This window comes from Pseudoalteromonas luteoviolacea CPMOR-1 (assembly GCF_001625685.1).
Classification (GTDB): domain Bacteria; phylum Pseudomonadota; class Gammaproteobacteria; order Enterobacterales; family Alteromonadaceae; genus Pseudoalteromonas; species Pseudoalteromonas luteoviolacea_K.
Genome location: NZ_AUYC01000026.1, coordinates 12,847 through 35,852, shown reverse-complemented (window position 1 = coordinate 35,852; position 23,006 = coordinate 12,847). Strand labels below are relative to the sequence as shown.

25 protein-coding genes and 3 tRNA genes are annotated in these 23,006 nt (G+C 43.4%); 13 read left to right on the top strand and 15 right to left on the bottom strand.

Features of this window, described 5'->3' with window-relative positions:
• Positions 1-110: 110 nt before the first annotated feature.
• Complete coding sequence (locus tag N473_RS10475; protein ID WP_063367868.1) at positions 111-608, bottom strand: DUF6653 family protein; 498 nt, start codon at positions 606-608, stop codon at positions 111-113.
• A gap of 184 nt (positions 609-792) precedes the next feature.
• On the opposite strand from N473_RS10475, the gene N473_RS10470 reads away from it, so the two are divergent.
• Both N473_RS10470 and N473_RS10465 read left to right on the top strand, forming a co-directional pair.
• The gene (locus N473_RS10470) at positions 793-2,310 is read left to right on the top strand and encodes a S41 family peptidase (protein ID WP_063367867.1); all 1,518 of its coding nucleotides are present in this window, start codon (positions 793-795) and stop codon (positions 2,308-2,310) included.
• Positions 2,307-2,699: a serine hydrolase gene (locus N473_RS10465; protein ID WP_155735578.1), complete on the top strand. Its 393-nt coding sequence runs from the start codon at positions 2,307-2,309 to the stop codon at positions 2,697-2,699. The genes N473_RS10470 and N473_RS10465 overlap by 4 nt, the downstream gene beginning before the upstream one ends.
• A 46-nt stretch (positions 2,700-2,745) precedes the next feature.
• Here N473_RS10465 and N473_RS10460 read toward each other — a convergent pair whose 3' ends face one another.
• From N473_RS10460 to speA, 5 genes are all read right to left on the bottom strand, one after another.
• Positions 2,746-3,555 (bottom strand): substrate-binding periplasmic protein, encoded by an 810-nt coding sequence (locus N473_RS10460; protein WP_063367865.1) that lies wholly within the window; start codon positions 3,553-3,555, stop codon positions 2,746-2,748.
• A 244-nt stretch (positions 3,556-3,799) separates the two neighbouring features.
• Positions 3,800-4,987: a mechanosensitive ion channel family protein gene (locus N473_RS10455; RefSeq protein ID WP_063367864.1), complete on the bottom strand. Its 1,188-nt coding sequence runs from the start codon at positions 4,985-4,987 to the stop codon at positions 3,800-3,802.
• Positions 4,984-5,904, bottom strand: coding sequence for an acetyltransferase (locus N473_RS10450; RefSeq protein ID WP_063367884.1), 921 nt, complete (start codon positions 5,902-5,904; stop codon positions 4,984-4,986). The genes N473_RS10455 and N473_RS10450 overlap by 4 nt, the downstream gene beginning before the upstream one ends.
• A 41-nt stretch (positions 5,905-5,945) precedes the next feature.
• Positions 5,946-6,824, bottom strand: coding sequence for an acyltransferase (locus N473_RS10445; protein ID WP_063367863.1), 879 nt, complete (start codon positions 6,822-6,824; stop codon positions 5,946-5,948).
• Positions 6,825-6,936: 112 nt separating this feature from the next.
• Positions 6,937-8,817 carry a biosynthetic arginine decarboxylase gene (speA, locus tag N473_RS10440; RefSeq protein ID WP_081221085.1) on the bottom strand — a complete coding sequence of 627 codons (1,881 nt, stop codon included), beginning with the start codon at positions 8,815-8,817 and terminating at the stop codon, positions 6,937-6,939.
• 215 nt (positions 8,818-9,032) lie between these two features.
• Here speA and speE point away from each other — a divergent pair, with 215 nt between their 5' ends.
• On the top strand, positions 9,033-9,893 hold the full coding sequence (gene speE, locus N473_RS10435; RefSeq protein WP_063367861.1) for a polyamine aminopropyltransferase: 861 nt from the start codon (positions 9,033-9,035) through the stop codon (positions 9,891-9,893).
• 61 nt (positions 9,894-9,954) lie between these two features.
• Here the strand turns inward: speE and hemE are convergent, their stop codons facing one another.
• Positions 9,955-11,022 (bottom strand): uroporphyrinogen decarboxylase, encoded by a 1,068-nt coding sequence (hemE, locus tag N473_RS10430; RefSeq protein ID WP_063367860.1) that lies wholly within the window; start codon positions 11,020-11,022, stop codon positions 9,955-9,957.
• A 653-nt stretch (positions 11,023-11,675) separates the two neighbouring features.
• Between hemE and N473_RS10425 the strand changes: the two genes are divergently transcribed.
• Positions 11,676-12,146, top strand: a complete 471-nt coding sequence (locus N473_RS10425) for an Rsd/AlgQ family anti-sigma factor (RefSeq protein ID WP_039611397.1) — start codon at positions 11,676-11,678, stop codon at positions 12,144-12,146.
• Positions 12,147-12,204: 58 nt separating this feature from the next.
• Here the strand turns inward: N473_RS10425 and fkpA are convergent, their stop codons facing one another.
• Positions 12,205-12,960, bottom strand: a complete 756-nt coding sequence (fkpA, locus tag N473_RS10420; RefSeq protein WP_039611396.1) for an FKBP-type peptidyl-prolyl cis-trans isomerase — start codon at positions 12,958-12,960, stop codon at positions 12,205-12,207.
• Positions 12,961-13,236: 276 nt separating this feature from the next.
• Here fkpA and N473_RS10415 point away from each other — a divergent pair, with 276 nt between their 5' ends.
• Together N473_RS10415 and N473_RS10410 are read left to right on the top strand one after the other, a co-directional pair.
• Positions 13,237-14,235, top strand: coding sequence for a WD40 repeat domain-containing protein (locus N473_RS10415; RefSeq protein ID WP_063367859.1), 999 nt, complete (start codon positions 13,237-13,239; stop codon positions 14,233-14,235).
• A complete protein-coding gene (locus tag N473_RS10410; RefSeq protein ID WP_039611394.1) occupies positions 14,235-14,447 on the top strand; it encodes a SlyX family protein in 213 nt (70 codons plus the stop codon). The genes N473_RS10415 and N473_RS10410 overlap by 1 nt, the downstream gene beginning before the upstream one ends.
• Before the next feature lie 35 nt (positions 14,448-14,482).
• Here the strand turns inward: N473_RS10410 and N473_RS10405 are convergent, their stop codons facing one another.
• The gene (locus N473_RS10405) at positions 14,483-14,683 is read right to left on the bottom strand and encodes a YheV family putative zinc ribbon protein (RefSeq protein ID WP_023401300.1); all 201 of its coding nucleotides are present in this window, start codon (positions 14,681-14,683) and stop codon (positions 14,483-14,485) included.
• Between the two features lie 122 nt (positions 14,684-14,805).
• Between N473_RS10405 and abc-f the strand changes: the two genes are divergently transcribed.
• From abc-f to N473_RS10380, 6 genes are all read left to right on the top strand, one after another.
• Positions 14,806-16,728, top strand: coding sequence for a ribosomal protection-like ABC-F family protein (gene abc-f, locus N473_RS10400; protein WP_063367858.1), 1,923 nt, complete (start codon positions 14,806-14,808; stop codon positions 16,726-16,728).
• Positions 16,722-17,171 carry a TIGR02444 family protein gene (locus N473_RS10395; RefSeq protein WP_063367857.1) on the top strand — a complete coding sequence of 150 codons (450 nt, stop codon included), beginning with the start codon at positions 16,722-16,724 and terminating at the stop codon, positions 17,169-17,171. Before abc-f ends, N473_RS10395 begins: the two co-directional genes overlap by 7 nt.
• 119 nt (positions 17,172-17,290) lie before the next feature.
• On the top strand, positions 17,291-17,431 hold the full coding sequence (locus N473_RS26490; protein ID WP_196766395.1) for a hypothetical protein: 141 nt from the start codon (positions 17,291-17,293) through the stop codon (positions 17,429-17,431).
• A 187-nt stretch (positions 17,432-17,618) separates the two neighbouring features.
• Positions 17,619-18,599 carry a hydrolase gene (locus tag N473_RS10390; protein WP_063367856.1) on the top strand — a complete coding sequence of 327 codons (981 nt, stop codon included), beginning with the start codon at positions 17,619-17,621 and terminating at the stop codon, positions 18,597-18,599.
• A 10-nt stretch (positions 18,600-18,609) separates the two neighbouring features.
• Positions 18,610-18,867: a YheU family protein gene (locus N473_RS10385; RefSeq protein ID WP_039611390.1), complete on the top strand. Its 258-nt coding sequence runs from the start codon at positions 18,610-18,612 to the stop codon at positions 18,865-18,867.
• An 85-nt stretch (positions 18,868-18,952) separates the two neighbouring features.
• Positions 18,953-20,137: a dipeptidase gene (locus N473_RS10380; protein WP_063367855.1), complete on the top strand. Its 1,185-nt coding sequence runs from the start codon at positions 18,953-18,955 to the stop codon at positions 20,135-20,137.
• A gap of 230 nt (positions 20,138-20,367) precedes the next feature.
• On the opposite strand, the gene N473_RS10375 is transcribed toward N473_RS10380, so the two are convergent.
• A complete protein-coding gene (locus tag N473_RS10375) occupies positions 20,368-20,589 on the bottom strand; it encodes a hypothetical protein (RefSeq protein ID WP_063367854.1) in 222 nt (73 codons plus the stop codon).
• Positions 20,590-20,802: 213 nt separating this feature from the next.
• On the opposite strand from N473_RS10375, the gene N473_RS26175 reads away from it, so the two are divergent.
• Positions 20,803-20,943 (top strand): hypothetical protein, encoded by a 141-nt coding sequence (locus N473_RS26175; RefSeq protein ID WP_155735577.1) that lies wholly within the window; start codon positions 20,803-20,805, stop codon positions 20,941-20,943.
• Positions 20,944-21,023: 80 nt separating this feature from the next.
• On the opposite strand, the gene N473_RS10370 is transcribed toward N473_RS26175, so the two are convergent.
• From N473_RS10370 to nudE, 5 genes are all read right to left on the bottom strand, one after another.
• Positions 21,024-21,100 (bottom strand) — tRNA-Met (locus N473_RS10370).
• A gap of 45 nt (positions 21,101-21,145) precedes the next feature.
• Positions 21,146-21,222, bottom strand: a tRNA-Met gene (locus tag N473_RS10365).
• A gap of 44 nt (positions 21,223-21,266) precedes the next feature.
• A tRNA-Met gene (locus N473_RS10360) sits at positions 21,267-21,343 on the bottom strand.
• Between the two features lie 250 nt (positions 21,344-21,593).
• The gene (gene cysQ / locus N473_RS10355; protein ID WP_039611386.1) at positions 21,594-22,385 is read right to left on the bottom strand and encodes a 3'(2'),5'-bisphosphate nucleotidase CysQ; all 792 of its coding nucleotides are present in this window, start codon (positions 22,383-22,385) and stop codon (positions 21,594-21,596) included.
• 1 nt (position 22,386) lies between these two features.
• On the bottom strand, positions 22,387-22,950 hold the full coding sequence (gene nudE / locus N473_RS10350) for an ADP compounds hydrolase NudE (protein WP_063367853.1): 564 nt from the start codon (positions 22,948-22,950) through the stop codon (positions 22,387-22,389).
• Positions 22,951-23,006: the final 56 nt, after the last annotated feature.

The window sequence follows — 23,006 nt, the reverse complement described above, 5'->3', positions numbered from 1 at the left end:
AATAACAGATGTACGGGAGACATGAAAACGAAACCAAAAAGACTGTTTAATTAGTGAGCGGGAAATGATGAAACATCATCGAGGTGCACCCAAAGGGTCTATCGTGTGTGCTAATGACACTGATTAGTACCCTGCTGGCGGTGAGCCTCTTGGTAAATCCAGACCATGCGATCCAAAAACCATGTTTTTGCTAGGATCAAACCAATCGCACCACAGCACGTGCTGATCGCCTCGTGAAAAAATAATCCAGCAACACACATCGCTGTAAATACACACAAAAGTGCTGATATCACATCTAATGTTTTAAAGTGATGCACAGGTACTCGCTCACGTTGGTAAATTAAGATACGCTCCCCAAGCACGCTTTGCGACGCCCAGCTATCTGTCTGCGCAGGCTTTTTAAAACACCTAGGGTTTATCCAAATCCAGCCAATTAATGCAACTAGCACAGGCCAAAACCATATCCCAAAGATGTCACGCCACCAAATACACGCAATCAAAAGCGGTAAACACGTGTAACGCGTCCATACACTCCAAGGGTTCGCATGTCGTTGCCACACATCCTCATTCATAGACAAGTATTTCGCTGCCAAACTTTCAAATCGCATATCTACCTCCTTATATCAGTCACCTTTGTTAGCCTAACCATAATTGCGGAATTGAACTGTTTAAAAGTGTAGCACTACGTGCACATTTGCTGACGCTTTTAGTTAACTAGCTTACAGCACTGCCTCATCATGAACTGTAGACTCATTGCTAGTTTTTGACACTTAACCGCAAGGATGGATTATTATGACGCTGGCTTTGAAATGCACCCCCTGCTTAATCGCAGCAAGCTTGTTATTAGTCGGCTGTCAGGACAAGCAAGATCACCGTTCTGACTTACAACATTCGGCAGGCATATGGCATAAGCTCGGTTATGGGGCCGCGCTGCAGATAACCATGAATCGCGTACTCAGTTATCAATACAACAGCTATGGGTGCATTGAAATATCAACTCAAACTCACCATGCAGCAAAGAAAACATTGTCGTCCATTACCATGCTCAAACCAAACCGGTTACGTATACAATACCATGGGGCCGTTTACCCACATCACTATACACAGCTTGATGCACTGCCTGCACAGTGTGAGTCTCCAATAACTGTATCAAGTACCGTCCCCCCTAGTCAGGTATTTGACTATTTTTGGCATGCCTTCAACGACTATTATGCTTTCTTCTCTCTCAAAGACCTTGATTGGCAAGCGCAATATCAGCAATACCGTGGACAAGTAAAAGATACCATGTCTGATGAGGCACTGTTTCACCTCCTTTCAGAGATGATCGCGCCGTTAAACGATATGCATGTTACTCTTTCTTCTCCCTATCAGAACTATTTAGCGCATAAGCCTGCGCCCATTTTCACTGCCATAAAACAAGATGCGGCGCTACTACGAGTGCAAGATAAACCCCATGACTTAACTAAGCTTTTTACAGATTACCAAATCAAGTCACAGCACATCAGTCAAAAATACCTTGTCGCAGAGAGTATCAAAACAGTACCTGAACACAGTGATAATGCCACCGCCGTATGGGGGAAAACGGCAAGTAATGTCGGGGTGTTGGTCCTGAATAACTTAACCGCCTTTGCCACACAAGAAGACGCAACTGAAATACAACATCTCAACAGTGCACGTACTATGATGGACACCGTCATGGCTGATCTCAAAGAAACTGAAGCCATGATTATTGATATCCGACATAACATCGGCGGCGGTGATGCCATCCCTTTGGCTATTGCAAACTACTTCGCTGACAGAGATGTTTTGGCTTTTAATAAACAAGCCATCAATGCCGCAGGGCGCGGTATGCCTGTGCGTCAGCAATTGAAAGCCAAGTCATCTGCTTACACACAACCAATATATCTGCTCACCAGCCAACTCACTGCCAGTGCAGCAGAAGTATTCACCATGGCCATGGCACAACTTCCTCATGTGACGCTGGTCGGTGAGGAAACCGCAGGTGCATTCTCTGACGCTTTACAACTTACTTTACCAAACGGCTGGCAGTTGAGTTTATCCAATGAAGTATATCGCAACGCACAAGGCGACATGTTCGAACACTCAGGTTTCATACCTGAATATCGCGTGCCTGCATTCAGTCAATACGATCTAGACATTCAGCGTTTTGAAACCTATGACTTTGTGCTCAACAAGCTCAACAAAACACACTTTCCTACAATGGATATCGACGACTTTGAACGCCAAATATCGTTATTGCAAACACAAAGCAATATACCAAGCATCGCCATCAATGACGTTGCACGATAAATCATGTAGACAGTCTGTTTGATGTCACTGGGTTAGATGAGATTTTAATTGGTCACGCGATACATAGAGCGAATAAAAACGGAGCACTATTGCTTGATGAACCCATTACATACTGGTTACCTTTTGCACTCTCCCACTCCAGCGCGCACTTAACACTGACTCAGCTACTTACACATCAGAGCGGTATGATTGATAACCCGAACATGCTTACCTATGCACCATCTGCTAACCTAGCACACTACATTGGCTTTCATGACAGCCCAGATATACTGCTGGCATCCTATTTAAACGAAGACGGTGCACTTTACCATGCCGTGAGCGAGGATACGCCAATTTATTCTCGCCAGGGCGTCACACTTGCCCGCTATGCATTCACGCAAGCCACTTAAGGTGGAGCGTACCTATTGGACACAGACATACTCTGGGGCAACGCAACTAATGCGGTGACAAAGAAGATGGATAAATCAACTGCGCGGGTATCTTAGGTAAATGATAGGGAGCGACCAATTTATCTAATGTCTTATTTTTTGCCATTGTCTGCATTTGCTGCGAAATATGACCGCCAAGGCCAGAATTTGCAAAAGATTCGCTCATTGCCATATAGCCATATATTGGTTGTGTGTGACGATATTGCATTTTTTTCAATTTATGCATCGGCTGGTCCAACACATCCATTGCAATGTCTGCGGTATCTTCCACGGCAATGACAAGATCGACGCGCCCCCGTAGCACGAGATCAACCGCAACGCGCTCTGAGGGGACAGCGACTTTATTTAGACTTTTATCTTTATCAAACTGAGGGAAAAATGCGCCCCCTCTCATCACAGCAATGCGTTTTCCTTGAAGGTCTTCATAACGATTCACTTCAATATCGCTGTTCTGACGACCATAAAAGACAAATGAAGACGACAGCACCATGTAAGGTGGCTCGACGAACGACATAATTTTTTCTCGTTCAGGCGTTTTAATAAGCCCACCCATCACATCCACTTTGCCTTTACTTAACAAACGCACACAACGAGAGAAAGGACAGGGTACCGCTTTAATCTTGTATTTTTTGCCACTGGTTAATTCGGCATATTTAAGAATATCTAAGATGAGACCTTGTGGGTGATTATTTTCACTTAAGCGGCTGTAAGGTGGAGCATGATCAACAGCGACATGGACAATTTTATCTACCGCGAAACTATACGCACTAAAAGTCAAAGCCAGCAAACTCTGTATTAGCACGTTTATGAACTTCATTCTATCACCTACCTAATAACTCGTCTTTTCACGTCAAGACACTAAGCGTACTTGCCACCACCGATAACAACTTCCTTCCCTATAACATATCTGAATGTCACAAAAATACCACAATAAAATCGTGATTGTGCTTTCACCTTAGCATAGTAATTTAATCGGCTCAGCGATTTTTATCTGCTTTAAACACGAATAAACAAGGTACAGCCCAATACGGGCATTAGGCCACGTGTATATAGATAATCAATTAACTGACTTCAGGGCTATGATGGTTACTCAATACTTGATAGGGGCGCAGCTCAAACGCTTTCAGCAACAACAACATTTGATCAAGAATATTGGCTTGAATATGCTCATAATTAACCCAGCTTTTGTCTTTGCTAAAACAATAAAATTCAACTGGTAATCCGTGCTGCGTCGGTGACAATTCACGCACCATACAAGTGCACTCTGTATTTATCTCTGGCCTGTGTTTCAGTATGTACTCAGCGTACATTCTATAAGCCGTCAAGTTACTACAATGCTCTGGCAATTTGACTGCATTCAATTCGGGCAATTTAGACTTTAATTCGACCAACTGAAGCTCGGTTAATAAGCGAACACTGTTCATATCTATTGGAATATGACGTTTAATGCGTCGTCCTGGCGACTCTTGCATTGCACGCCAATTTTTAAACGAATCCGAAATCAGTGCATAAGTTGGAATGGTTGTCACCGTATTATCCCAATTGCGAACACGTACAGTATTCAAACCAAGATCTATCACCTCACCATCAGCTCCAAATGTATCAACTTGGATCCAGTCGCCTGTCGCTACGAGCTTATTTGCCGCAATTTGAATACTGGCAACCAACCCCAAGATAGTGTCTTTAAATACCAATAAAGTGACTGCCGCAATAGCACCGAAACCAGATAAAATGTAAGTAGGTGACTTATCAACGATCGTGCTCACAACCAAAACCGTTGTCACAATGAACACCATCAACTTAACCAACTGCACAATGCCTTTAATTGGCACATCTTTAGCAAATTTTTGCTGCTGATAAATGGCGTGGGCAATATTCAGCAAAGAGCTGACTAAAAAGCCAAAAGCGACGATCAAAATCACTTGTGCCAACACCTGCAGTTGACTCATGGCCCAAGCTGGTGCAACAAACATATATTTATTGACCATGACAAATAGAATACTGCTGATCAACAATGCGACCCGACCGCTCAACTTACTGAGCTGGGGGGCTAAAAAAGCAATTTTGGCTCTGAGTAAGCGAGACAACATGCGCTTTACCTTTGGCACCAGAGCCAATTTGATCAAGGCAAACATGATCACGAGGCCGAGCAATGACACACTATTTGTCAGTGAAGCCAAAATAAACGGGTGCATACTTTCCCCGCCCACAAAGGGGGAAATCACATCTTGTACATGAGCCATGCTCATAATGAGTTTACCTCTGACGAATATTTTTCAGTGCGATCATGAGATTGTTGCTCTAGTGCTTTTATCTGTACTGATTTTTGCTGCCATAGGGTATTCATATACGCCTGAAATGCCACTCGATAGCCTTTATCACCTTGATAATCCCCCAGAGGCAGTTCACTCATAGGGATATAGTCGACTTGCACAGACACCGCTGCCAATCGACCAAAGATAAATGCGCGACAGATATGCGGATCTGCGCTGTGATAGACCAGCACTGTATTTAGTAACCCATCTACTTGTTCACTCAGTACATCCAATGCAAATGCTGTCCCACCCGCCTTTGGTTTAAGTAAATTATCGAAAGGGCTGGCTTGACGTTGATGTTTTTGCACAGTAAAGCGTGTACCTTCGGCAAAGTTTATCACTGTGGTCGGGTGGTGTTTAAAGTTTTTACAACTTTGCTTTGTTCGTTCAACATCCATGCGCTTCAGCTTGGGATTTTTAGCGATCTGCGCTTTGCTGGCCCGCTTCATAAACGGCATATCCAATGCCCAGGCACCCGTGCCAATAAAAGGCACGTATTTAAGTTCATCTTTGAGAAAAAACTTCGGTGCAGGAAGCTGGGCCTGCGCACTGAGTACGACAATGTCTAACCAACTAATATGATTGCATACCAATAAGTACCACCCGTGGACTGACACCGCCTGCGGCATACTCACTTGCAGTGAGACGCCGCCGAGCTTTAAGCCAATGCGATTGCCTAAGCACCATTTGTGATAAGCCCAGTGCAAAAGCACAGATATGGACTTAATACGCAGACACCACTTAACCACGCCCAAGCAAAGTATTATTACCCCCCAAAAGGCGGTATTAAGTAACAAAAATAATGCACCTACTGCACCGTTTAACCACTTCGGTAATACACTTTTCATTATTTTGTTTTTCCTTTGCGCATTCGTCGACACATCTCAAGCAGCTAATCTGCTGAAGTCGCCAACTGTTCAATACATTTGTCTTTTTCAGTCCATAGGCGATTTAGCTCACCCTGAAATTGAACTCTAAATTCGTTGTCTCCAGTATAATCACCAACTAGCTTGTCATTGACTGGCATCAAATCAACTTGCACGTTAATTTTTCCCGCTTTACCGGCAACAAAATCCATAAATGTTGGTACACCATTAGGGTAATGAATGGTCACATTCACCACCTGATTTATCTGCTCTCCCATCGCCTGCATAACAAAAGCAATGCCGCCAGCTTTCGGTTTGAGTAAATGTTTAAAAGGGCTGTTTTGCCTTTGATGCTTTTCACCTGTAAAGCGCGTCCCTTCCACAAAGTTCACAATACTCACAGGCATAGTTTTGAATTTCTCACACGCTTTGCGTGTCGTTTCAATGTCTTTGCCTTTTAATTTGGGATTTTTTCTAATTTGGCTTTTGCTGGTTCGCGTCATAAACGGGAAATCTAATGCCCACCAAGCCAAGCCTAAAAAAGGCACGTACAACAGCTCTTTTTTCAAAAAGAAGTTCAAAAATGGAATTTTTCGATGCAGAACTCTTTGTAACACAAGAATATCTACCCAACTTTGGTGATTTGCGATCACCAAATACCAATCTTGCTTATTGAGTTTATCTGCGCCATTGATTTGCAATTCATAAGGTGAAATGCAGCGTTGATTGACGTTATTACCTGCCACCCACATGCTTGCACATGCCTTAGCCAATTTACTTAATACACGTTGCAATGCAGGGATTGGGATCAGCTTAAGCACACCGCATATAAAAATAGGCACAAACCATAATAATGTATTTAGGACATATAAAATAAGTCCCAAGATCTGACGGACTAGCGACATGCAAGTTTCCTTTACTACTTTATTTTACTCAATAATACCTCATCACAACCTTATGTTGTGATGAGGGCATCATACGCATTTTCAAGGCAAGAAAAAATCAGAGCAGTGAGCGTTAATCTACAAAATAGGTATAACCAGACAAGCCCATCTTTAATTCTTGTAAAAATGTCTCTTTTGTTTTGGGTGCCAATGCGACGGAGTCAACTTGACGAATAAAGTTATCAATGAGCTGCTGCTTATCATAATGTACAAAGCGCAGAACATCTTCAACCGAGTCCCCTTTTAACGCATTGGTGAGCTGATACCCTTCGTCATTAAGCTCCACATGCACTGAATCCGTGTCACCGAATAAGTTGTGTAAATCACCAAGGATCTCCTGATAAGCACCGACCATAAACATTGCTAAATGATACTGCTCAGCAGGCTGGTACTGTGGCATTGGCAAGCTTGATTCTATGCCAGCCCCTTCCACATATTCACGAATTTGCCCATCCGAGTCACACGTAATATCTTGAATAATTGAACGCTGTGTCAACGGCTGGTCTAAATTTGAAATAGGCATCACAGGAAACAACTGCTGGATCCCCCACACATCTGGTAGAGACTGAAAAAGCGAGAAATTCACAAATAACTTATCAGCTAACTTTTCATTGAGGTCATCCAAAACTTCGTGATGCGCCCTTGAGTGAACGCTCAAACAGTCCCTCACCTTGCGTAAGATAGTAAAATACAAACGCTCAATTTGCGACCATTGTGCCATTGAGATCAGGCCATGCACATATTGATCATGTGCATCACCAAATACATGAATAGCGTCGTGATAGGTCTCTAAAGCCAATCTAGGGGTTAAGCGTGATAATGCCAGTCTCAGCTCATGGGCTAAATGATGCTCATCATCAGCCATTTGGTCTGGCACTTCCTCACAGGGTGCCGTCTCAATATCAATCACATCAGTGATCAAGACCGCGTGGTGCGCAGTCAGTGCACGACCTGACTCTGTGATAATATCTGGGTGCGGTAAATCGTGCTGCTCAGCCACTTCAGCAAACGCGTGCACGACATTACGTGCATATTCACCCACTGTGTAGTTCATCGAGCAAGCACTGCGAGAACCAGAGCCTTCATAATCGACCCCTAAGCCACCGCCTACGTCCACCGTTTTTAACGGGACACCAAGCTGTGTAAGTTCCGCATAATGACGCGCGCATTCTCTTAGCGCTCTCTGTATATCGCGAATATTCGCAATCTGTGAGCCGATGTGAAAATGAACCAGTTGCATCAGGTGCAATTTGTTATGACGGCGTAATGTCTCAACAGCATTAAGCACCTGACCGGCGGTCAGACCAAACTTGCCTTTTTCACCCCCCGTATTTTGCCATTTGCCTTTTCCTATTGAGTTTAAGCGAATACGAATACCAATCGCAGGTTCGATCTGCATATCATCAATTTCGGTAATTAATGCATCGAGCTCTGACAGCTTTTCAACCACAATTTGGACCTTGTGACCCATTGCTTGACCAATTAATGCCAGGCGCAAAAACTCACGGTCTTTATAACCATTGCACACTATCGTGATTGGCGTCGTCGCCAAGCCCAAAATTGCCATGAGCTCAGGTTTTGAACCCGCTTCTAAGCCCACTAAGCCACTTGGGTGACTCAATAATTTACTGACCACAGAGCGCTGTTGGTTAACTTTGATCGGATAAACACAGGTGTACTGACCTTGATAGTCATTCTGTTCGCGTGCCTGAGCAAACGCTTCTGTGAGTGTATCGACGCGATTTTGCAAAATATCGGTAAAACGCACCAATACAGGTAGGGTCAAACCCTGCTCTTTAAATCGCTCAGTAAGATCAGATAATACGATGGGGGTTTTACTGCTATCACGATCTGGATAAGCGACCAATTCACCCGCCTTATTTATATCGAAATAACCATCACTCCAATGCTGTACATTGTAGGTATTACGCGCGTTATCTACTCCCCACTCCATCATGTTTCCTACTAAAAAATTCTCATATTTTGCCCATTTTAATACGCCTTATCATGATAAGCGATAGCTAAAATAGGCTTTTCTCTGCACTTAGCGCACTTTATTAGCCACAGCTGGCAAACAGACAAACTGCTGGCTATCGACTAAAATAGATTGAGCAAATTCCTCGGCGCTGGTAAATTTGCGCCAAATTTAAATTCAATGTGAAAGCAAACATGTCTAATTTAGAAGCAAACCGCTGGTTTACAGAGATAAGTGACCGAGATGGCAGCGCTTTTTCTCTGCGTATCAATAAAAAACTTGATGAGGTTCAGTCACCGTTTCAGAAAGTAGAAATGTATGAAACAACCGACTTTGGCAATCTAATGATCATTGATGGCTGTACCATGGTCAGCACGAGAGAAAACTTTTTCTATCACGAAATGATGAGTCACCCGGCACTCTTTGCACACCCTGCACCCAAAAATGTGGTGATCATCGGCGGCGGTGACTGTGGTACATTACGCGAAGTCCTGAAGCACCCAGATGTTGAGTCGGTAACGCAAATTGACATTGATGAAGTCGTGACGCAAATGTCACTGAAATACTTTCCAGAGCTATGCGCATCTAATGACGACCCACGCGCAACCGTGATGTTTGACGACGGCATTAAATACATGCGTGAGGCTGCTGCCAATTCCATCGATATCATTATTGTGGATGGTACCGATCCAGTAGGCCCAGGTGAGGGGTTGTTCAACCACGCTTTCTATACAAGCTGCCTAGCAGCGCTACGTGAAGGCGGGATCCTAATTCAGCAAAGTGAATCTCCATTGATGCACATGCCACTGCTCAAAGAAATGCGTCAAGCAATGAAAGACGTTGGCTTTGCAGATTTGCAAACACTCCCTTTCCCTCAACCTATTTACCCAAGTGGTTTATGGTCTGCAACTTTAGCGCGTAAAGGTGAAGCCTTTAACGGCTTTAGAGAGCAAGATGTCGACGCTGCAACATTTGAAACTGAATATTACAACACAGGTATTCACAAAGGCGCTTTGGCCACACCGAACTTTATGCGTCGCGCGTTTGACGAATAAAGCGCAGCGCTAAAAACAAAAAACCCAAGCGATGCTTGGGTTTTTTATTGCTATCTTTTTATCACTTCTGATGATATTGACGGCTAAATTCATGCACTGCATTGATGAACACACCCGCATTTTCAGGGTCCACATCAGGGGTGATACCATGGCCTAAGTTAAAGATATGACCATTGCCTTCACCAAAGCCAGCTAAAATAGACTGTACCTCTTCACGAATGCGTTCTGGTGTGCCGTGTAGCATTGCAGGGTCCATATTACCTTGCAGCGCAACTTTATCGCCAACACGACGTTTCGCATCTGCAATGTCAATCGTCCAATCAAGACCAATCGCGTCACACCCTGTTGCCGCAATAGATTCGATCCACTGACCGCCATTTTTAGTAAACAACGTCACAGGGACTTTACGCCCCTCGTTTTCACGAATAAGCCCATCCACAATCTTATGCATATACTGTAGTGAAAACTCTTTGTAATCACGCGGGCTCAAGACCCCACCCCAAGAATCAAAAATCATCAGTGACTGCGCGCCCGCTTTTACTTGCGCATTTAAGTAGTCAATGACTGAGTCAGCAACTTTGTCCAATAGCAAATGCAGTGTTTGTGGCTCTGCAAACGCCATTTTTTTAATTTTACCAAAGGTTTTACTACTACCACCTTCAATCATATAAGTTGCTAGCGTCCATGGAGAGCCTGAAAAACCGATTAAGGGTACTTCCCCTTTAAGCTCTCTTCGAATAGTACTTACCGCATTCATCACGTAACCCAGCTCATCAGTTGGGTCTAATTTGGGTAACTTTTGCACATCTGCAAGCGATGAAATCGGACGCTCAAACTTAGGACCTTCCCCAGTTTCGAAATATAAACCAAGGCCCATAGCATCTGGGATAGTTAAAATATCACTGAATAGAATCGCAGCATCCAGTGGGTAGCGACGCAAAGGCTGTAAGGTGACTTCACAGGCAAGCTCCGCGTTTTTGCATAAACTCATAAAGTCGCCAGCTTGTGCTCGCGTTGCTCTATATTCTGGCAAGTATCGCCCAGCTTGGCGCATCATCCATACAGGGGTCACATCAACCGGCTGCTTCTGCAACGCGCGTAAATAACGATCATTTTTCAACTCGCTCATAGCGTGATTCAATTCCAGTGCTGTAAAAATTGTTCGAATTGTATCACTTTATCCCTAAGCTCCCTAGTTGTTCAGTCGTTTAAATCGCTTCTCTATGATCCAGATTAAGGTAGAGCCCAGGCAAGTATGTGTACGATATCAAGAACTACCGTCGCGCCACTTCCTGTGGCCCCGCTTTGTCATAGTCTTGATATATTAAATTCACAAAAAAAGTAACGCAGATTATTTGCACCAGAAAAAAAACCTTGCTATAAAAATGCTGCGCAAAACAACAATAACAAAACACCTTCTAACAAGAATAAATTCAAATTGCTAAACTGATTTGAACCACCTTCGGGTGGTTTTATTTTGTTTGTCCCTACTTACATTCAGTCTCCCTGAATACTAAATAAAAATGATTAGCACCAAGAGTAAATAACCCAGCTAAGGTACAAATCAAAGAAATTAGGTGCTTTTTGCAAAAAGTGGTTGATCTTTTCATCAGTTTTCATTTTTATAGAAGGCAAGATCAAGTATTCAGTATTACCAAATTGCTGTGTGATTTTGGGTCCACTCCATCCTAACTTTGATGTACCCATAACAATAAATATTGTTACATAAACACAGTTTGGTCATTGCAGGGCCCAACAAAACGACCCGCTAAGGAGATAACTATGCTTTCACGGTTAGAACAAGCCCAACAGAAATGGGGAGGGAGTCATAGTGTTATCGACAACTGGCTCATGGAGCGTCAAGAATTATTGCTGTTATATTACAAAGTAGCTGGCCTATCGCCCTATGAAAGCGCTGATAAAGCACTGCCAGAGCAAGTTCAGATCCAATCATTTTGCCAAATTCTGATGGATTACTTGTCGGCGGGTCACTTCGAAATCTACGACAATATTGTTGCCGCATGCAAAGAAAAAGGTCCTGATAGTTTGAAGTTGGCACAATCAATATACCCGAGAATTACCGCCTCCACAGATCTGGCACTCGACTTCAATGACAAGTATGCAGAAGCAAGTAGTGACAACCCACTGGAGGATTTTGATAAAGACTTGTCTACACTGGGAGAGGCTTTAGAGCAACGTTTTGGGCTAGAAGACGAATTAATTGATAACCTCTTCGCCAATCATACTGAGTGATCACTCACATAAACAAAAAAGGGCCATTTGGCCCTTTTTTTGATTCACACAGTGCAAATTATGCAGCTGGCTTTTCTTGCTCTTCTTGGATCTCAAGTAATTCTACTTCAAATACCAATGTAGAGTTCGCAGGGATTTTTCCAAGGTTACGCTCACCATAACCAAGCTCCGCAGGGATAGTGAACTTGTATTTTGAGCCCACAGGCATCAACTGTAGACCTTCAGTCCAACCAGCGATAACTTGGTTCAGTGGGAAAGTTGCCGGCTGATTGCGTGAGTACGAGCTGTCAAACTCAGAACCATCTAACAATGTACCTTTGTAGTGTACTTTTACCACGTCAGTTGCAACTGGCTTTTTACCTTCACCTGTTGAAATAACTTCGTACTGAAGACCAGACTCAGTGACAGTTACACCATCTTTTTTCGCATTTTCAGCTAGGTACTGAGCGCCTTTTTCTTTATTTTCTTTTGCATCTGCTTCTGCTTTCGCTGTTTGCTTCTCACGTACAGACGTATCAAGTGCTGTCAGTACTTCACGAATTTTTTCATCGTCTAGCTTTGAGTTACCTGCAAGTGCATCTTTAAAACCTCTCATTAGAAGCTCTTGATCAAGCTCAATGCCTAGACCTTGCTTGTCAGCTAGGTCTTTCTGTAGGAAGTTACCTACTGATGCACCAATACCATACGCTTGTTGTTGTACTTCAGTCTCAAGTTTTACTTCTTCTACTTTTGCAGTTTCCTGCGCTTTTTGATTACACGCAGTTAGTGCTAGTACTGAGGCTGCGATTAAAGACAGCTTAATAGTTTGTTTCATTTTATTTTCTCCGACATCCGAGCAGCCAGCAACATCACGTTGCCCTCTATCTTCATTGTCATGTTAAATAATTATTAATTTAAAAAGGTGATGTCACATTATCACTCATTGCCACCAAAGCCAAGATTCACACCCACAGATCCTGACCTATGGGAAATATCCTTGCGACTGGCGACATACTTTAGCGAATACGCTAATATCTGTTTTGTGGCCCAATCAATTTTACCACTAGTCTACTCGCTGAAAATCATAGAGTTAAGGGGAAATACCGAATTTATGGCCAAATTTTTAAAATTGCACACCCAACTCTTTGTTTGCTTGTCCGCGCTGATACTCACTGGGTGTTCTTCGGAAAGCTCCAAAGCGCTACTCACTGTTGAACATGCAGCGCGCGGTGCATTTGCTGCAGCTATTTCACACGATGGCCGTTACAGTTTAGTGTCATCTGTTGAGCATGGTGCGGTTTTATGGGACAACACCACCCACGGACTAAAGTACCAATGGTCTCATTCAGATCAGCCTGATGATCTCATTCACTCACTGGCCATTTCACATGATAACTCTACCGCAGTCACTGCCGCCAGCGATCGATTTGCCTTGTGGCAGCTCTCCGATGGTAAAAATATTGGCTATTATCAAATAGATATGGGTACCATTCGGGATATCGCTGTCAGCAACAACGGTCGCTATGTCCTGTATGGTCGCAGTGACAATGTCGTTGTGCATCTCGACTTAGATAGTGGAAGACGCATAGAGTTCCTTGGACACCAAGAAAAAATTAATAGTATTGCGCTTTCACCCAATGGCCACTTTGCCTTAACCGGCGCAAACGACTATAGCGCCTACTTTTGGGATACCAGAACAGGACAAGTTTTGCATCGTTTTAATCACCCCAGCCGTGTCACCAAAGTCGCCTTAGATCCAGAAGGTCGTTATGCCTTTACAGCAGATAGTATGAAAAAAGCCAGTATTTGGCAGCTTACTTCAGGTGACCTCGTGGCTCAATTACAGTATATTGCGAGGCAGAAAATATTTAGTGCCGTGCGCTTCAATCAACAAGGTAACCTGCTTGCAACAGGCTCCCCTAATCGTCAACTTACCTTATGGCGAGTAAGCGATGGCACTAAGCTAAAAACTTGGCGAGTCAAACCCCGTGAAGGAAGTCGACCAAAGTCAGCTGTGGTTTTCGATGTTGCATTTGCACAACGCGACGGCATTTTGGTCACTGAAAGCTCTAGTGGTTTGATGGAGCAGTTCGAAAGAGTAATAAAGTAATGACAGAATTAGAAAGTCGCGTAATCGAACTTGAAGCAAAAGTCGCGTTTCAGGAAGATACTATCGAGACATTAAATGATGAACTGAGAATCCATCAGGCAAGGCTGGCAACCATGCAACACCAAATCAGATTATTGGCAGAAAAGATCAAAGAAGGTAAAGACGATGGCATGATGCCAATTGAGCAGGAGCCACCACCGCCTCATTATTAACACTAAAACTCGATGATGCGCTGAGTCGCATCGGTTTATTGCGGCTTAAATACACCAATTACTTGCTCAAATTGGCGTGTTGACGCCTGCACGGCTTCTTCTGGCTGCGTCATTGAGTGTCCACATGCCACACACTCTACCTTTTCAACGTCATGCTCTTTGTATAGCATCATGACATCCATTTTGTTACAAGCAGGGCAAGATGCGCCCGCAATAAAACGTTTTTTTGTTCTCACAATACAACCCCACCTACTCTGTGAAAGGCTATTTTAACTTAAGTTAGGATGCTTTTATACGCTTGTTCCTTAGTTATCGATCCATGTTATCATTCACGCAGTGATTTTGAATTGAGCTTATTATGATCCAACTTTCTGATATTGAACTGTTACGTGGCGGAAAAACGCTATTGAAAAATGCCAGCGCGACGTTATTTGCGCAACATAAGGTCGGTTTAGTCGGTGCCAATGGCTGCGGCAAGTCGTCATTATTTGCATTGCTCAAATCACAGCTACATGCTGACGCGGGTAACTTTTTAATACCAAAAGACTGGTCTATTGCCTCTGTAAAACAAGAAACACCCGCATTGGCCATTTCGGCGATGGAGTATGTGCTGCAAGGTCATCAGCAATACTATGAACTGCGCTCAGCACTGCAACAAGCCGAAGCACAAGGTGATGGCGATAAGCAAGCTAAAATCCATCAACAGCTAGAACTGGTTGGCGGATACAGTATCGAAGCGAAAGCAGGGGAACTACTTCACGGTTTAGGCTTTAGCAATGAACAACTTGACTATGCCGTAAGTGAGTTTTCAGGTGGATGGCGAATGCGCTTAAACTTAGCACAAGCATTGATCCGTGATGCTGATTTATTACTCCTCGATGAACCGACCAACCACCTAGATTTGGATGCCGTCTACTGGTTAGAGCGCTTCTTAAAGGCTTACCAAGGTACACTGGTATTAATTTCCCATGATAGAGAGTTTTTAGATGCGGTGGTTGACCAAATCTGGCACATAGATCAGCAATGCATCAATGTTTATAAAGGTCACTACTCACAGTTCGAGCGCCAAAAAGCTGAACGTATGGCTCAACAGCAAGCCATGTATGAAAAACAGCAAGAAACCATTGCACACCTTGAGCAGTTTATAACTCGATTTAAAGCCAAAGCCAGTAAAGCAAAACAGGCACAAAGTCGTGTTAAAGCACTTGAGCGCATGGAAAAGCTAGCTCCTGCGCATGCCGACTCGCCGTTTAGCTTTGAGTTTACCAACCCTGAAAACATCCCCAATCCACTGATGACGCTAGATCAAGCGCAAGCAGGTTATGGTGATATTACGATACTGCATCAAATTAAGTTGAATCTTGTTCCGGGTAGCCGTATCGCATTATTAGGTAGAAATGGAGCGGGTAAATCCACCCTAATTAAACTGTTGGCTGGAGATATTAGCCCTCAAGCAGGGGAAGTCTTCCAACATCAGGGCTTAAAAGTCGGCTACTTTGCTCAGCATCAGTTAGAGTCACTCGATTTAAATGCAAGTGCTGTTACCCATTTGCAGCGCTTAGATCCACAAGCGACAGAGCAATCACTGCGAGATTTTCTCGGTGGTTTTGCGTTTCACGGTGATAAAGCACTCGATCCCGTCGCGCCGTTCTCTGGAGGAGAAAAAGCGCGACTGGTACTGGCCATGTTAGTGTATCAGTCGCCCAATCTATTGCTGCTGGATGAGCCAACCAACCACTTAGATTTAGAAATGCGTCATGCGTTAGTAATGGCACTACAAGGCTTTGAAGGGGCAATGGTTACAGTCTCGCACGACCGCCATATGCTAAAAAATACCGCCGATGAGTATTACTTGGTGGATAATGGCACCGTCTCAGCATTTGGCTACGACTTAGATGAATACTACCAATGGCTACTCAATGCCAATAAAGAGGCAAAACAAAAGCCTCAAGTAGAAGACAAAGCGCATTCTAGCGTCAACCGTAAAGAACAAAAACGCCTTGAAGCGGAGTTCAGAAAATCAGTTCAACCACTGAAAAAATCCATCGACAAACTTGAAAAGCAACTGGATAAACTCACCACGGCATTGGCTGATATTGAATCACAACTCGCTGACAACAGCTTGTATGAGGCAGAAAACAAAGCCAAACTCAGTGAGCTACTGGCCAAGCAAGCCACTATGACACCAGAGCTCAATGACACAGAGGAGTCGCTGTTAATCGCACTCGAAGAGCTAGAAGAAAAAGAAGCGCACTTCGCAAGCACAGGAGAAATATGCTAAACCGTGCGCATTTTTGGCAATATGCCTGCGATATATACCGCAATGAACAGGTCCAACAGGTGCTCTTAGAGTACCAGGACCTGCACAGCAAAAACGTCAACCTTTGCCTATTGCTTGACTATTTAAGTTCACTCTCGATACAGTTAAATGCCCAGCAAGTCCAAGCGTTAATTGCGTGTGTAGAGCGCATTGACACAACCATATTGCAGCCTTATCGCGCAACACGGCGACAAGTCAAATCACAGTGCAGTGACTATCCCAACTATCCATCGCTTAGAAAAAGTTTGCTCACCACTGAATTGGAGCTTGAAAAACTACAGCAACACTTGCTCATTGAAACGGCCAATCACTTATGCCTCACACGTGATGTGCCAAATGCCAACAACCTCATACACTACTTGCCACAACCCCTAGTCGATAGGTTCGAGCACGCAAAAACATGATCAAGATCAAACGCTAACCCGAGTAGATATCGGCTAAATAATAAACTTGATCTCGATCATAACCTCTAGTGTATGGCTCCTCTACTATTTACCCATCGACAAATTGAGGAGTCACAGCCATGAACGTATTCTTTAGAGATTTCTTTTCAGACCCAGTATTGTATTTATCATTCGGCATACTCGGTGTCGTCATTGCGCTGTGTATCTACTATGTCTACTACTTTGTAAAAAAAGTCAATGAGGCTGAAGTACCAGAGTAAGACAGTGTCACCAGACTAACGTTAAGCAAATTTAGTTCCCGTTTCAGAATTAAGCACGACGCACAAAGCACCTTATCAGCTTCGCTGGTCGGGTGCTTTTTATATCGAGCGAAGACATGCATACTCATTTGGTAACAGCTTTGGTACACTGTGGACGTTTACCGTCACTAGAGAATGTCACCTATCTATGTCAAAGCAGCTTGATTTAGACTTTAAGCCCGCTTGGTGGATGCGCAATAGGCATGTCCAAACCATACTTCCCCGTGCTTTTCGCCCAAGATTAAAAGCAGATGTCAATTTTGAACATCTGACGACCCCTGATGATGATTTTTTAGAATTAGCATGGGCCAATAATGGTCATGCACATGCACCGCTAGTCGTTGTCTTACACGGCTTAGAAGGCAATATAAACAGCTTTTATGCCAAGGGCATGTTGCGCGCACTCACACGTTCAGGCTTAGATGCCGTGTTAATGCATTTTCGTAATTGCTCAAGAGACGTCAACAAGCAACCTCGCGCTTACCACAGCGGTGAAACTCAGGATTTAAGCTTTTTAATTAAAACCTTGAGCGAGCGATTCCCTGGCAGAGCACTCTTTGCAGTCGGCTTCTCTTTGGGCGGTAATGTATTGGCCAAATACTTAGGCGAAAAAGGACCAGCAAGTCGCTTAGCTGGTGCTGCCGTAATCTCTGCACCTTACCATTTATCTTCATCCTGTCAGGTGATCAGAAAAAGTTGCTTCAAGCTCTATCAAAAGTACTTATTAGATAGAATGAAGCATTCGTTTACACGCAAATTAGATCAAATAAAAAGCACCATTAATATCAGTGCCAGCGAACTGTCCCAAATTAATGATTTATGGCAGTTTGACGATCGAGTCACAGCCCCTCTACATGGCTTTAAAGGTGCTGAAGACTATTACGCTCAAGCAAGCTCCCAGCCATATTTAAGCTTGATAGAAACCCCCACGTTACTGATCCACGCTGAAGATGACCCCATGCTGTCAACGCAAGCTATTCCCCTTGCAAAACAGACCAGCGATCAGGTTAAACTCGCTGTTTCATCTAAAGGCGGACACGTTGGTTTTATTGCAGGAAATAACCCATTAAAACCTATTTATTGGTTAGAAAAAGTCGTACCCGAATATATTCATTCACTTATTAAATAGCGGTATCAATATGCTCATTCCCTATCAACAAATCGCGCCTGAAACACTAAACAGCCTCATTGAACATTACGTTTTACGTGAAGGCACTGACTATGGTGATAGTGAAATCACCACAGAGCAAAAAGTGGCTCAGGTCAAAGCACAATTACAAAGCGGCGAAGCCCTCATTGTCTTCTCTGAACTGCATGAATCAGTCAATATTGTCAGCAAAGCTCAGTTTCATGCAATGCAAAGCCAAGACTACGACTCAGAGCCAACCTACGACTAATTAAGCGATTAAAATAACGCCATATATTGAGCCTTTAGAATTAGTTGTTACAATCAAACTTCACAATCATAATAAAGGCGCAAACATGAAGTTAAGCTCAGCGCTCTGTGCTCTAGCATTGGCAACCTCCACTGTCTATGCAAAAGAATACATCGCATCCGAACGTGCCATTCGCTTGGCACAAGAAAACCTGCTCATCGACACCCATATTGATGTCCCATACCGAATTAACATGCAGTGGGACGATGTCTCAAAAGCCACCGAAGGCGGGGATTTTGATTACCCACGTGCCATGCGGGGCGGACTCAATGCGCCTTTTATGTCAATTTACATTCCCGCCAGTCTTGAGTTTGAGGGGAAAGGAAAAAGCTATCAGCTTGCCAATCAGCTCATTGACGGCATGGAAGCGCTGGTCCATCGTGCACCGCATAAATTTGCCATCGCCCATAGCACCAAAGATATTGAGTCACAGTTTGACAAAGGCTTAATGTCTATCGCCATGGGGATGGAAAACGGCTCACCCATTGAGGGAGAGATGAAAAACTTACAACACTTCTTCGACAGAGGTGTTCGCTATATCACCTTAGCGCACTCCCAAAGTAACCATATCTCTGATTCATCTTATGATTTACGTCGAAAATGGAAAGGCCTCAGCCCGTTTGGTAAAGAGCTAGTTGTCGAAATGAACAAAGTGGGCATGTTGATAGATGTCTCACATATTTCTGATAAAGCGTTTTATCAGGTCATGGAGATCTCAAAAGTGCCCGTGATTGCATCACATTCATCACTAAGAAAATATACGCCAGGTTTTGAGCGAAATATGGATGATGATATGTTGTTGGCACTGAAAAAGAATGGCGGCGTTATTCAGATAAACTTTGGGTCTAGTTTTGTCACGTCAGCATCACGCACTTGGTATGACAAACGCAGTGAAGCAGAACAAGAAGCAACCAGCCGCGGCGCGACAAAGACAGACTTTCGTGCCGCTTATTTAGCACGCAATCCATTTCCATTCGCCACACTCGAACAAGTACTTAACCATATTGATCACGTAGTAAAACTGATTGGTATCGAACATGTCGGTATTGGCTCTGATTACGATGGCGTTGGGGATTCTTTGCCGATAGGCTTAAAAGATGTATCAACCTATCCCAATCTGGTTCAAGGGTTATTAGATCGCGGTTACAGTGATAAAGATATTAAGCTGATATTAGGTGGTAATACTTTGAGAGTATGGAAACAAGCTGAAGCTTTTTCTGCCCAGTTTTAATTTAAATCAGGTGGGGTTTTGACCCTGCCTGACGTATTCTCCCTAAATTAGCTCAGTATCGTTTTTAATTAATTGATTGGAGCTAATCCAGTTAGATGCCTCTTCATGGCAAGTTGAAGTCTCTAGTTTATAATCACAGATACAGCTATCAGCCCCCTCTCAGACAATATCCGCTTATTTTACTGTAAATGCAGTGAATGCACTCGCCTCCACTGCAACAGATTATCATATTAGCACAGGCAGCTATGACCAATTAAACAACTGATTTCTTTTGATACTTTCACACAAGTATCTGGCCTATCTCTAGAAGGGCAAGCTGTTGAGTTTTGACATGTGGAGCCTGGGCCTGTGGTATTAAATGTACCACCAGCCACGACTGGTGTTTGCTCTTTCATAATAGCTTGGCTTTTAGAAAGGGACTTTAGTTTTTTCTTTTGAATAGATAGCTTCATTATAATTTCCTTTTTTAATTTTATTTAAAAAGCAGTCGTACTTGAAATTTCAATTTAATTTATAATCTAAAATCCTCAAAGTAATTCAGCGTAAACTTTTGTAAACTTTTAAATTTAAAAAAGAGAAATAAAATAATATTTATTATTCGCCTCTTTATTCATAACATTAAGTTTGAAACGATATATAAATAATTAGGTGGTATGAAGTTGTGCATGAAAAAGTGGGGTAGCTCTGTAACGGATAAAGCGACGCGGGCACCAAGTATTGCAGGCATCGATAACCGCTCAAGTTGCCAATATAAGCGCTCATATGAGATCTTGCATATGGTACAAATCACCAATAAAACACAATAAAAATCAGTATTTTAAGAATATTTAAAAAGATGTATCGAAATAGTAATTTGATTAGATAAGATTAAGAATATACAGGGATTTGGTTGCGGGAGCCGGATTTGAACCGACGACCTTCGGGTTATGAGCCCGACGAGCTACCAGGCTGCTCCATCCCGCGCCTGTATTGTTAAGTTTGTTTTGCTTCTTTCTTAACTTAAGAAGTTGGTTGCGGGAGCCGGATTTGAACCGACGACCTTCGGGTTATGAGCCCGACGAGCTACCAGGCTGCTCCATCCCGCGCCTGTAATGTTAAGTTTGTTTTGCTTCTTTCTTAACTAAGAAGTTGGTTGCGGGAGCCGGATTTGAACCGACGACCTTCGGGTTATGAGCCCGACGAGCTACCAGGCTGCTCCATCCCGCGCCTGTATGCATCAATAATTGATGCTGCTTTAAGTCAGTGCTTTTCAGCTCTTCCTTAAAGAGGTCGCTATAATATCTAAATTTATTTTTATTGCAAGGATTTGACAAAAAATAATTGCTTAAATGAACAAAAATACGGCAAAACTGTGTTTTTCTTTATAAAAACGCGTATTTAAGTAGAAAGCTTACCGTGGCAAGCACGTATTTTACCCACATAACATGACAAAAATACGTAGCCAGAATAATACTATTTACCTTTGATGAGGGCTGATCAGCTTCTGAAACTGCCAATCAGGGTGACCCATAACAATAAAATCAGGATTTTCAGTGGTTTCACGCTGGTTATAAGTCAGCGGATTAAATTGTGCATCGGTAATACATCCACCCGCTTCTTCTACAATCACTTGAGATGCTCCCGTATCCCACTCTCCTGTTGGACCAACACGTAAAAAGCAATCCGCTTTGCCTTCAGCGATAATACACGCTTTTAATGAGCAAGAGCCCAGTGCTATAGTATCAAACTGACTATTCAGATACTGGCTTACCGCCTCAATCTTCTGCCTTCGGCTCACTGCAAGCGTTAACGTATCCGGTGGCGCTACGCATATTTGCTCATCCGTCGCACCTGAACGTTTATACGCTCCAGCACCTTTCGTAGCAAAATATGTGACGTTTTTTGCAGGCCAATGGATCACTCCCAACACGGGCTGATTCCCTTCTATCAGCGCAATATTGACCGCAAAGTCACCACTTTGCAAAATAAACTCACCAGTCCCGTCCATCGGGTCTAGAAGCCAGTAGCGCTGCCAATCTTGTCGCAACTCAAGTGGTGGAATAGGCGTTTCTTCAGACATCACAGGGATATCCGGTGCCAGCGCTTTTAATCCATTAAGCAATACTTCATTGGCAGCCAAATCAGCGGCAGTGACAGGAGTGTGATCAGACTTTTCCTGTTGACCAATGTCATCTTGCTGATAAATCGCCATAATGGCCTTACCTGCCAATTGCGCAAGTTCAATACATGGCTCTAAGTAGGTTTGCAATTTAAACCTCCTTTAATAAATGCTGCTGTAATAACAACAGTGCAGCCACACTTCGCGCTTCGGTAAAGTCACTTTGATCCAGTAGAGATTGCCAGTCATCAAGAGGCCATTTCACCACTACCAGCGGTTCAGGCTCATCCCCTTCTAAACGCTCGGGGTACAAATCTTTTGCAAATAAAATATGCATATGTGCTTTGAAATAGCTGGGCGCGAGAGAAACCGTTTTTAAGTCGACAAATTTATTGGCGCCAAAACCGACTTCCTCTTTTAACTCTCTGTTACCCGCTTCTATCGGTGTCTCACCCGGATCAATCAGCCCTTTAGGGAAGCCCAGTTGATAATCATGTGTACCTGCACAGTACTCTCTCACTAATAATAGTTCATTTTCAGCAGTTATTGGCACAATCATAACTGCGCCACGACCTCCTCCTTTCACCCGCTCATATTGCCTTCGTTCGCCATTTGAGAACTGTAAGGATAAAGCTTCAACGGTAAACAACCGACTCGAGGCGACAACGTCAGATGACAAAATTTCCGGCGGACAGGGATGCTTTTTCTGTGACATAAACTTTTATTTGCTATGATGTGGATAACCTAATCATAAAGCCTTTGTAGTTAAAA

What these genes read in the sequence shown, in the direction of transcription:
- N473_RS10475 (WP_063367868.1), bottom strand. Translation starts at nt 608, where the DNA reads ATGCGATTTGAAAGTTTGGCAGCGAAATACTTGTCTATGAATGAGGAT.
- N473_RS10470 (WP_063367867.1), top strand. Translation starts at nt 793, where the DNA reads ATGACGCTGGCTTTGAAATGCACCCCCTGCTTAATCGCAGCAAGCTTG.
- N473_RS10460 (WP_063367865.1), bottom strand. Translation starts at nt 3,555, where the DNA reads ATGAAGTTCATAAACGTGCTAATACAGAGTTTGCTGGCTTTGACTTTT.
- N473_RS10455 (WP_063367864.1), bottom strand. Translation starts at nt 4,987, where the DNA reads ATGAGCATGGCTCATGTACAAGATGTGATTTCCCCCTTTGTGGGCGGG.
- N473_RS10445 (WP_063367863.1), bottom strand. Translation starts at nt 6,824, where the DNA reads ATGTCGCTAGTCCGTCAGATCTTGGGACTTATTTTATATGTCCTAAAT.
- speA (WP_081221085.1), bottom strand. Translation starts at nt 8,817, where the DNA reads ATGGAGTGGGGAGTAGATAACGCGCGTAATACCTACAATGTACAGCAT.
- speE (WP_063367861.1), top strand. Translation starts at nt 9,033, where the DNA reads ATGTCTAATTTAGAAGCAAACCGCTGGTTTACAGAGATAAGTGACCGA.
- hemE (WP_063367860.1), bottom strand. Translation starts at nt 11,022, where the DNA reads ATGAGCGAGTTGAAAAATGATCGTTATTTACGCGCGTTGCAGAAGCAG.
- N473_RS10425 (WP_039611397.1), top strand. Translation starts at nt 11,676, where the DNA reads ATGCTTTCACGGTTAGAACAAGCCCAACAGAAATGGGGAGGGAGTCAT.
- fkpA (WP_039611396.1), bottom strand. Translation starts at nt 12,960, where the DNA reads ATGAAACAAACTATTAAGCTGTCTTTAATCGCAGCCTCAGTACTAGCA.
- N473_RS10415 (WP_063367859.1), top strand. Translation starts at nt 13,237, where the DNA reads ATGGCCAAATTTTTAAAATTGCACACCCAACTCTTTGTTTGCTTGTCC.
- N473_RS10410 (WP_039611394.1), top strand. Translation starts at nt 14,235, where the DNA reads ATGACAGAATTAGAAAGTCGCGTAATCGAACTTGAAGCAAAAGTCGCG.
- abc-f (WP_063367858.1), top strand. Translation starts at nt 14,806, where the DNA reads ATGATCCAACTTTCTGATATTGAACTGTTACGTGGCGGAAAAACGCTA.
- N473_RS10395 (WP_063367857.1), top strand. Translation starts at nt 16,722, where the DNA reads ATGCTAAACCGTGCGCATTTTTGGCAATATGCCTGCGATATATACCGC.
- N473_RS26490 (WP_196766395.1), top strand. Translation starts at nt 17,291, where the DNA reads ATGAACGTATTCTTTAGAGATTTCTTTTCAGACCCAGTATTGTATTTA.
- N473_RS10390 (WP_063367856.1), top strand. Translation starts at nt 17,619, where the DNA reads ATGTCAAAGCAGCTTGATTTAGACTTTAAGCCCGCTTGGTGGATGCGC.
- N473_RS10385 (WP_039611390.1), top strand. Translation starts at nt 18,610, where the DNA reads ATGCTCATTCCCTATCAACAAATCGCGCCTGAAACACTAAACAGCCTC.
- N473_RS10380 (WP_063367855.1), top strand. Translation starts at nt 18,953, where the DNA reads ATGAAGTTAAGCTCAGCGCTCTGTGCTCTAGCATTGGCAACCTCCACT.
- N473_RS10375 (WP_063367854.1), bottom strand. Translation starts at nt 20,589, where the DNA reads ATGAAGCTATCTATTCAAAAGAAAAAACTAAAGTCCCTTTCTAAAAGC.
- N473_RS26175 (WP_155735577.1), top strand. Translation starts at nt 20,803, where the DNA reads ATGAAAAAGTGGGGTAGCTCTGTAACGGATAAAGCGACGCGGGCACCA.
- nudE (WP_063367853.1), bottom strand. Translation starts at nt 22,950, where the DNA reads ATGTCACAGAAAAAGCATCCCTGTCCGCCGGAAATTTTGTCATCTGAC.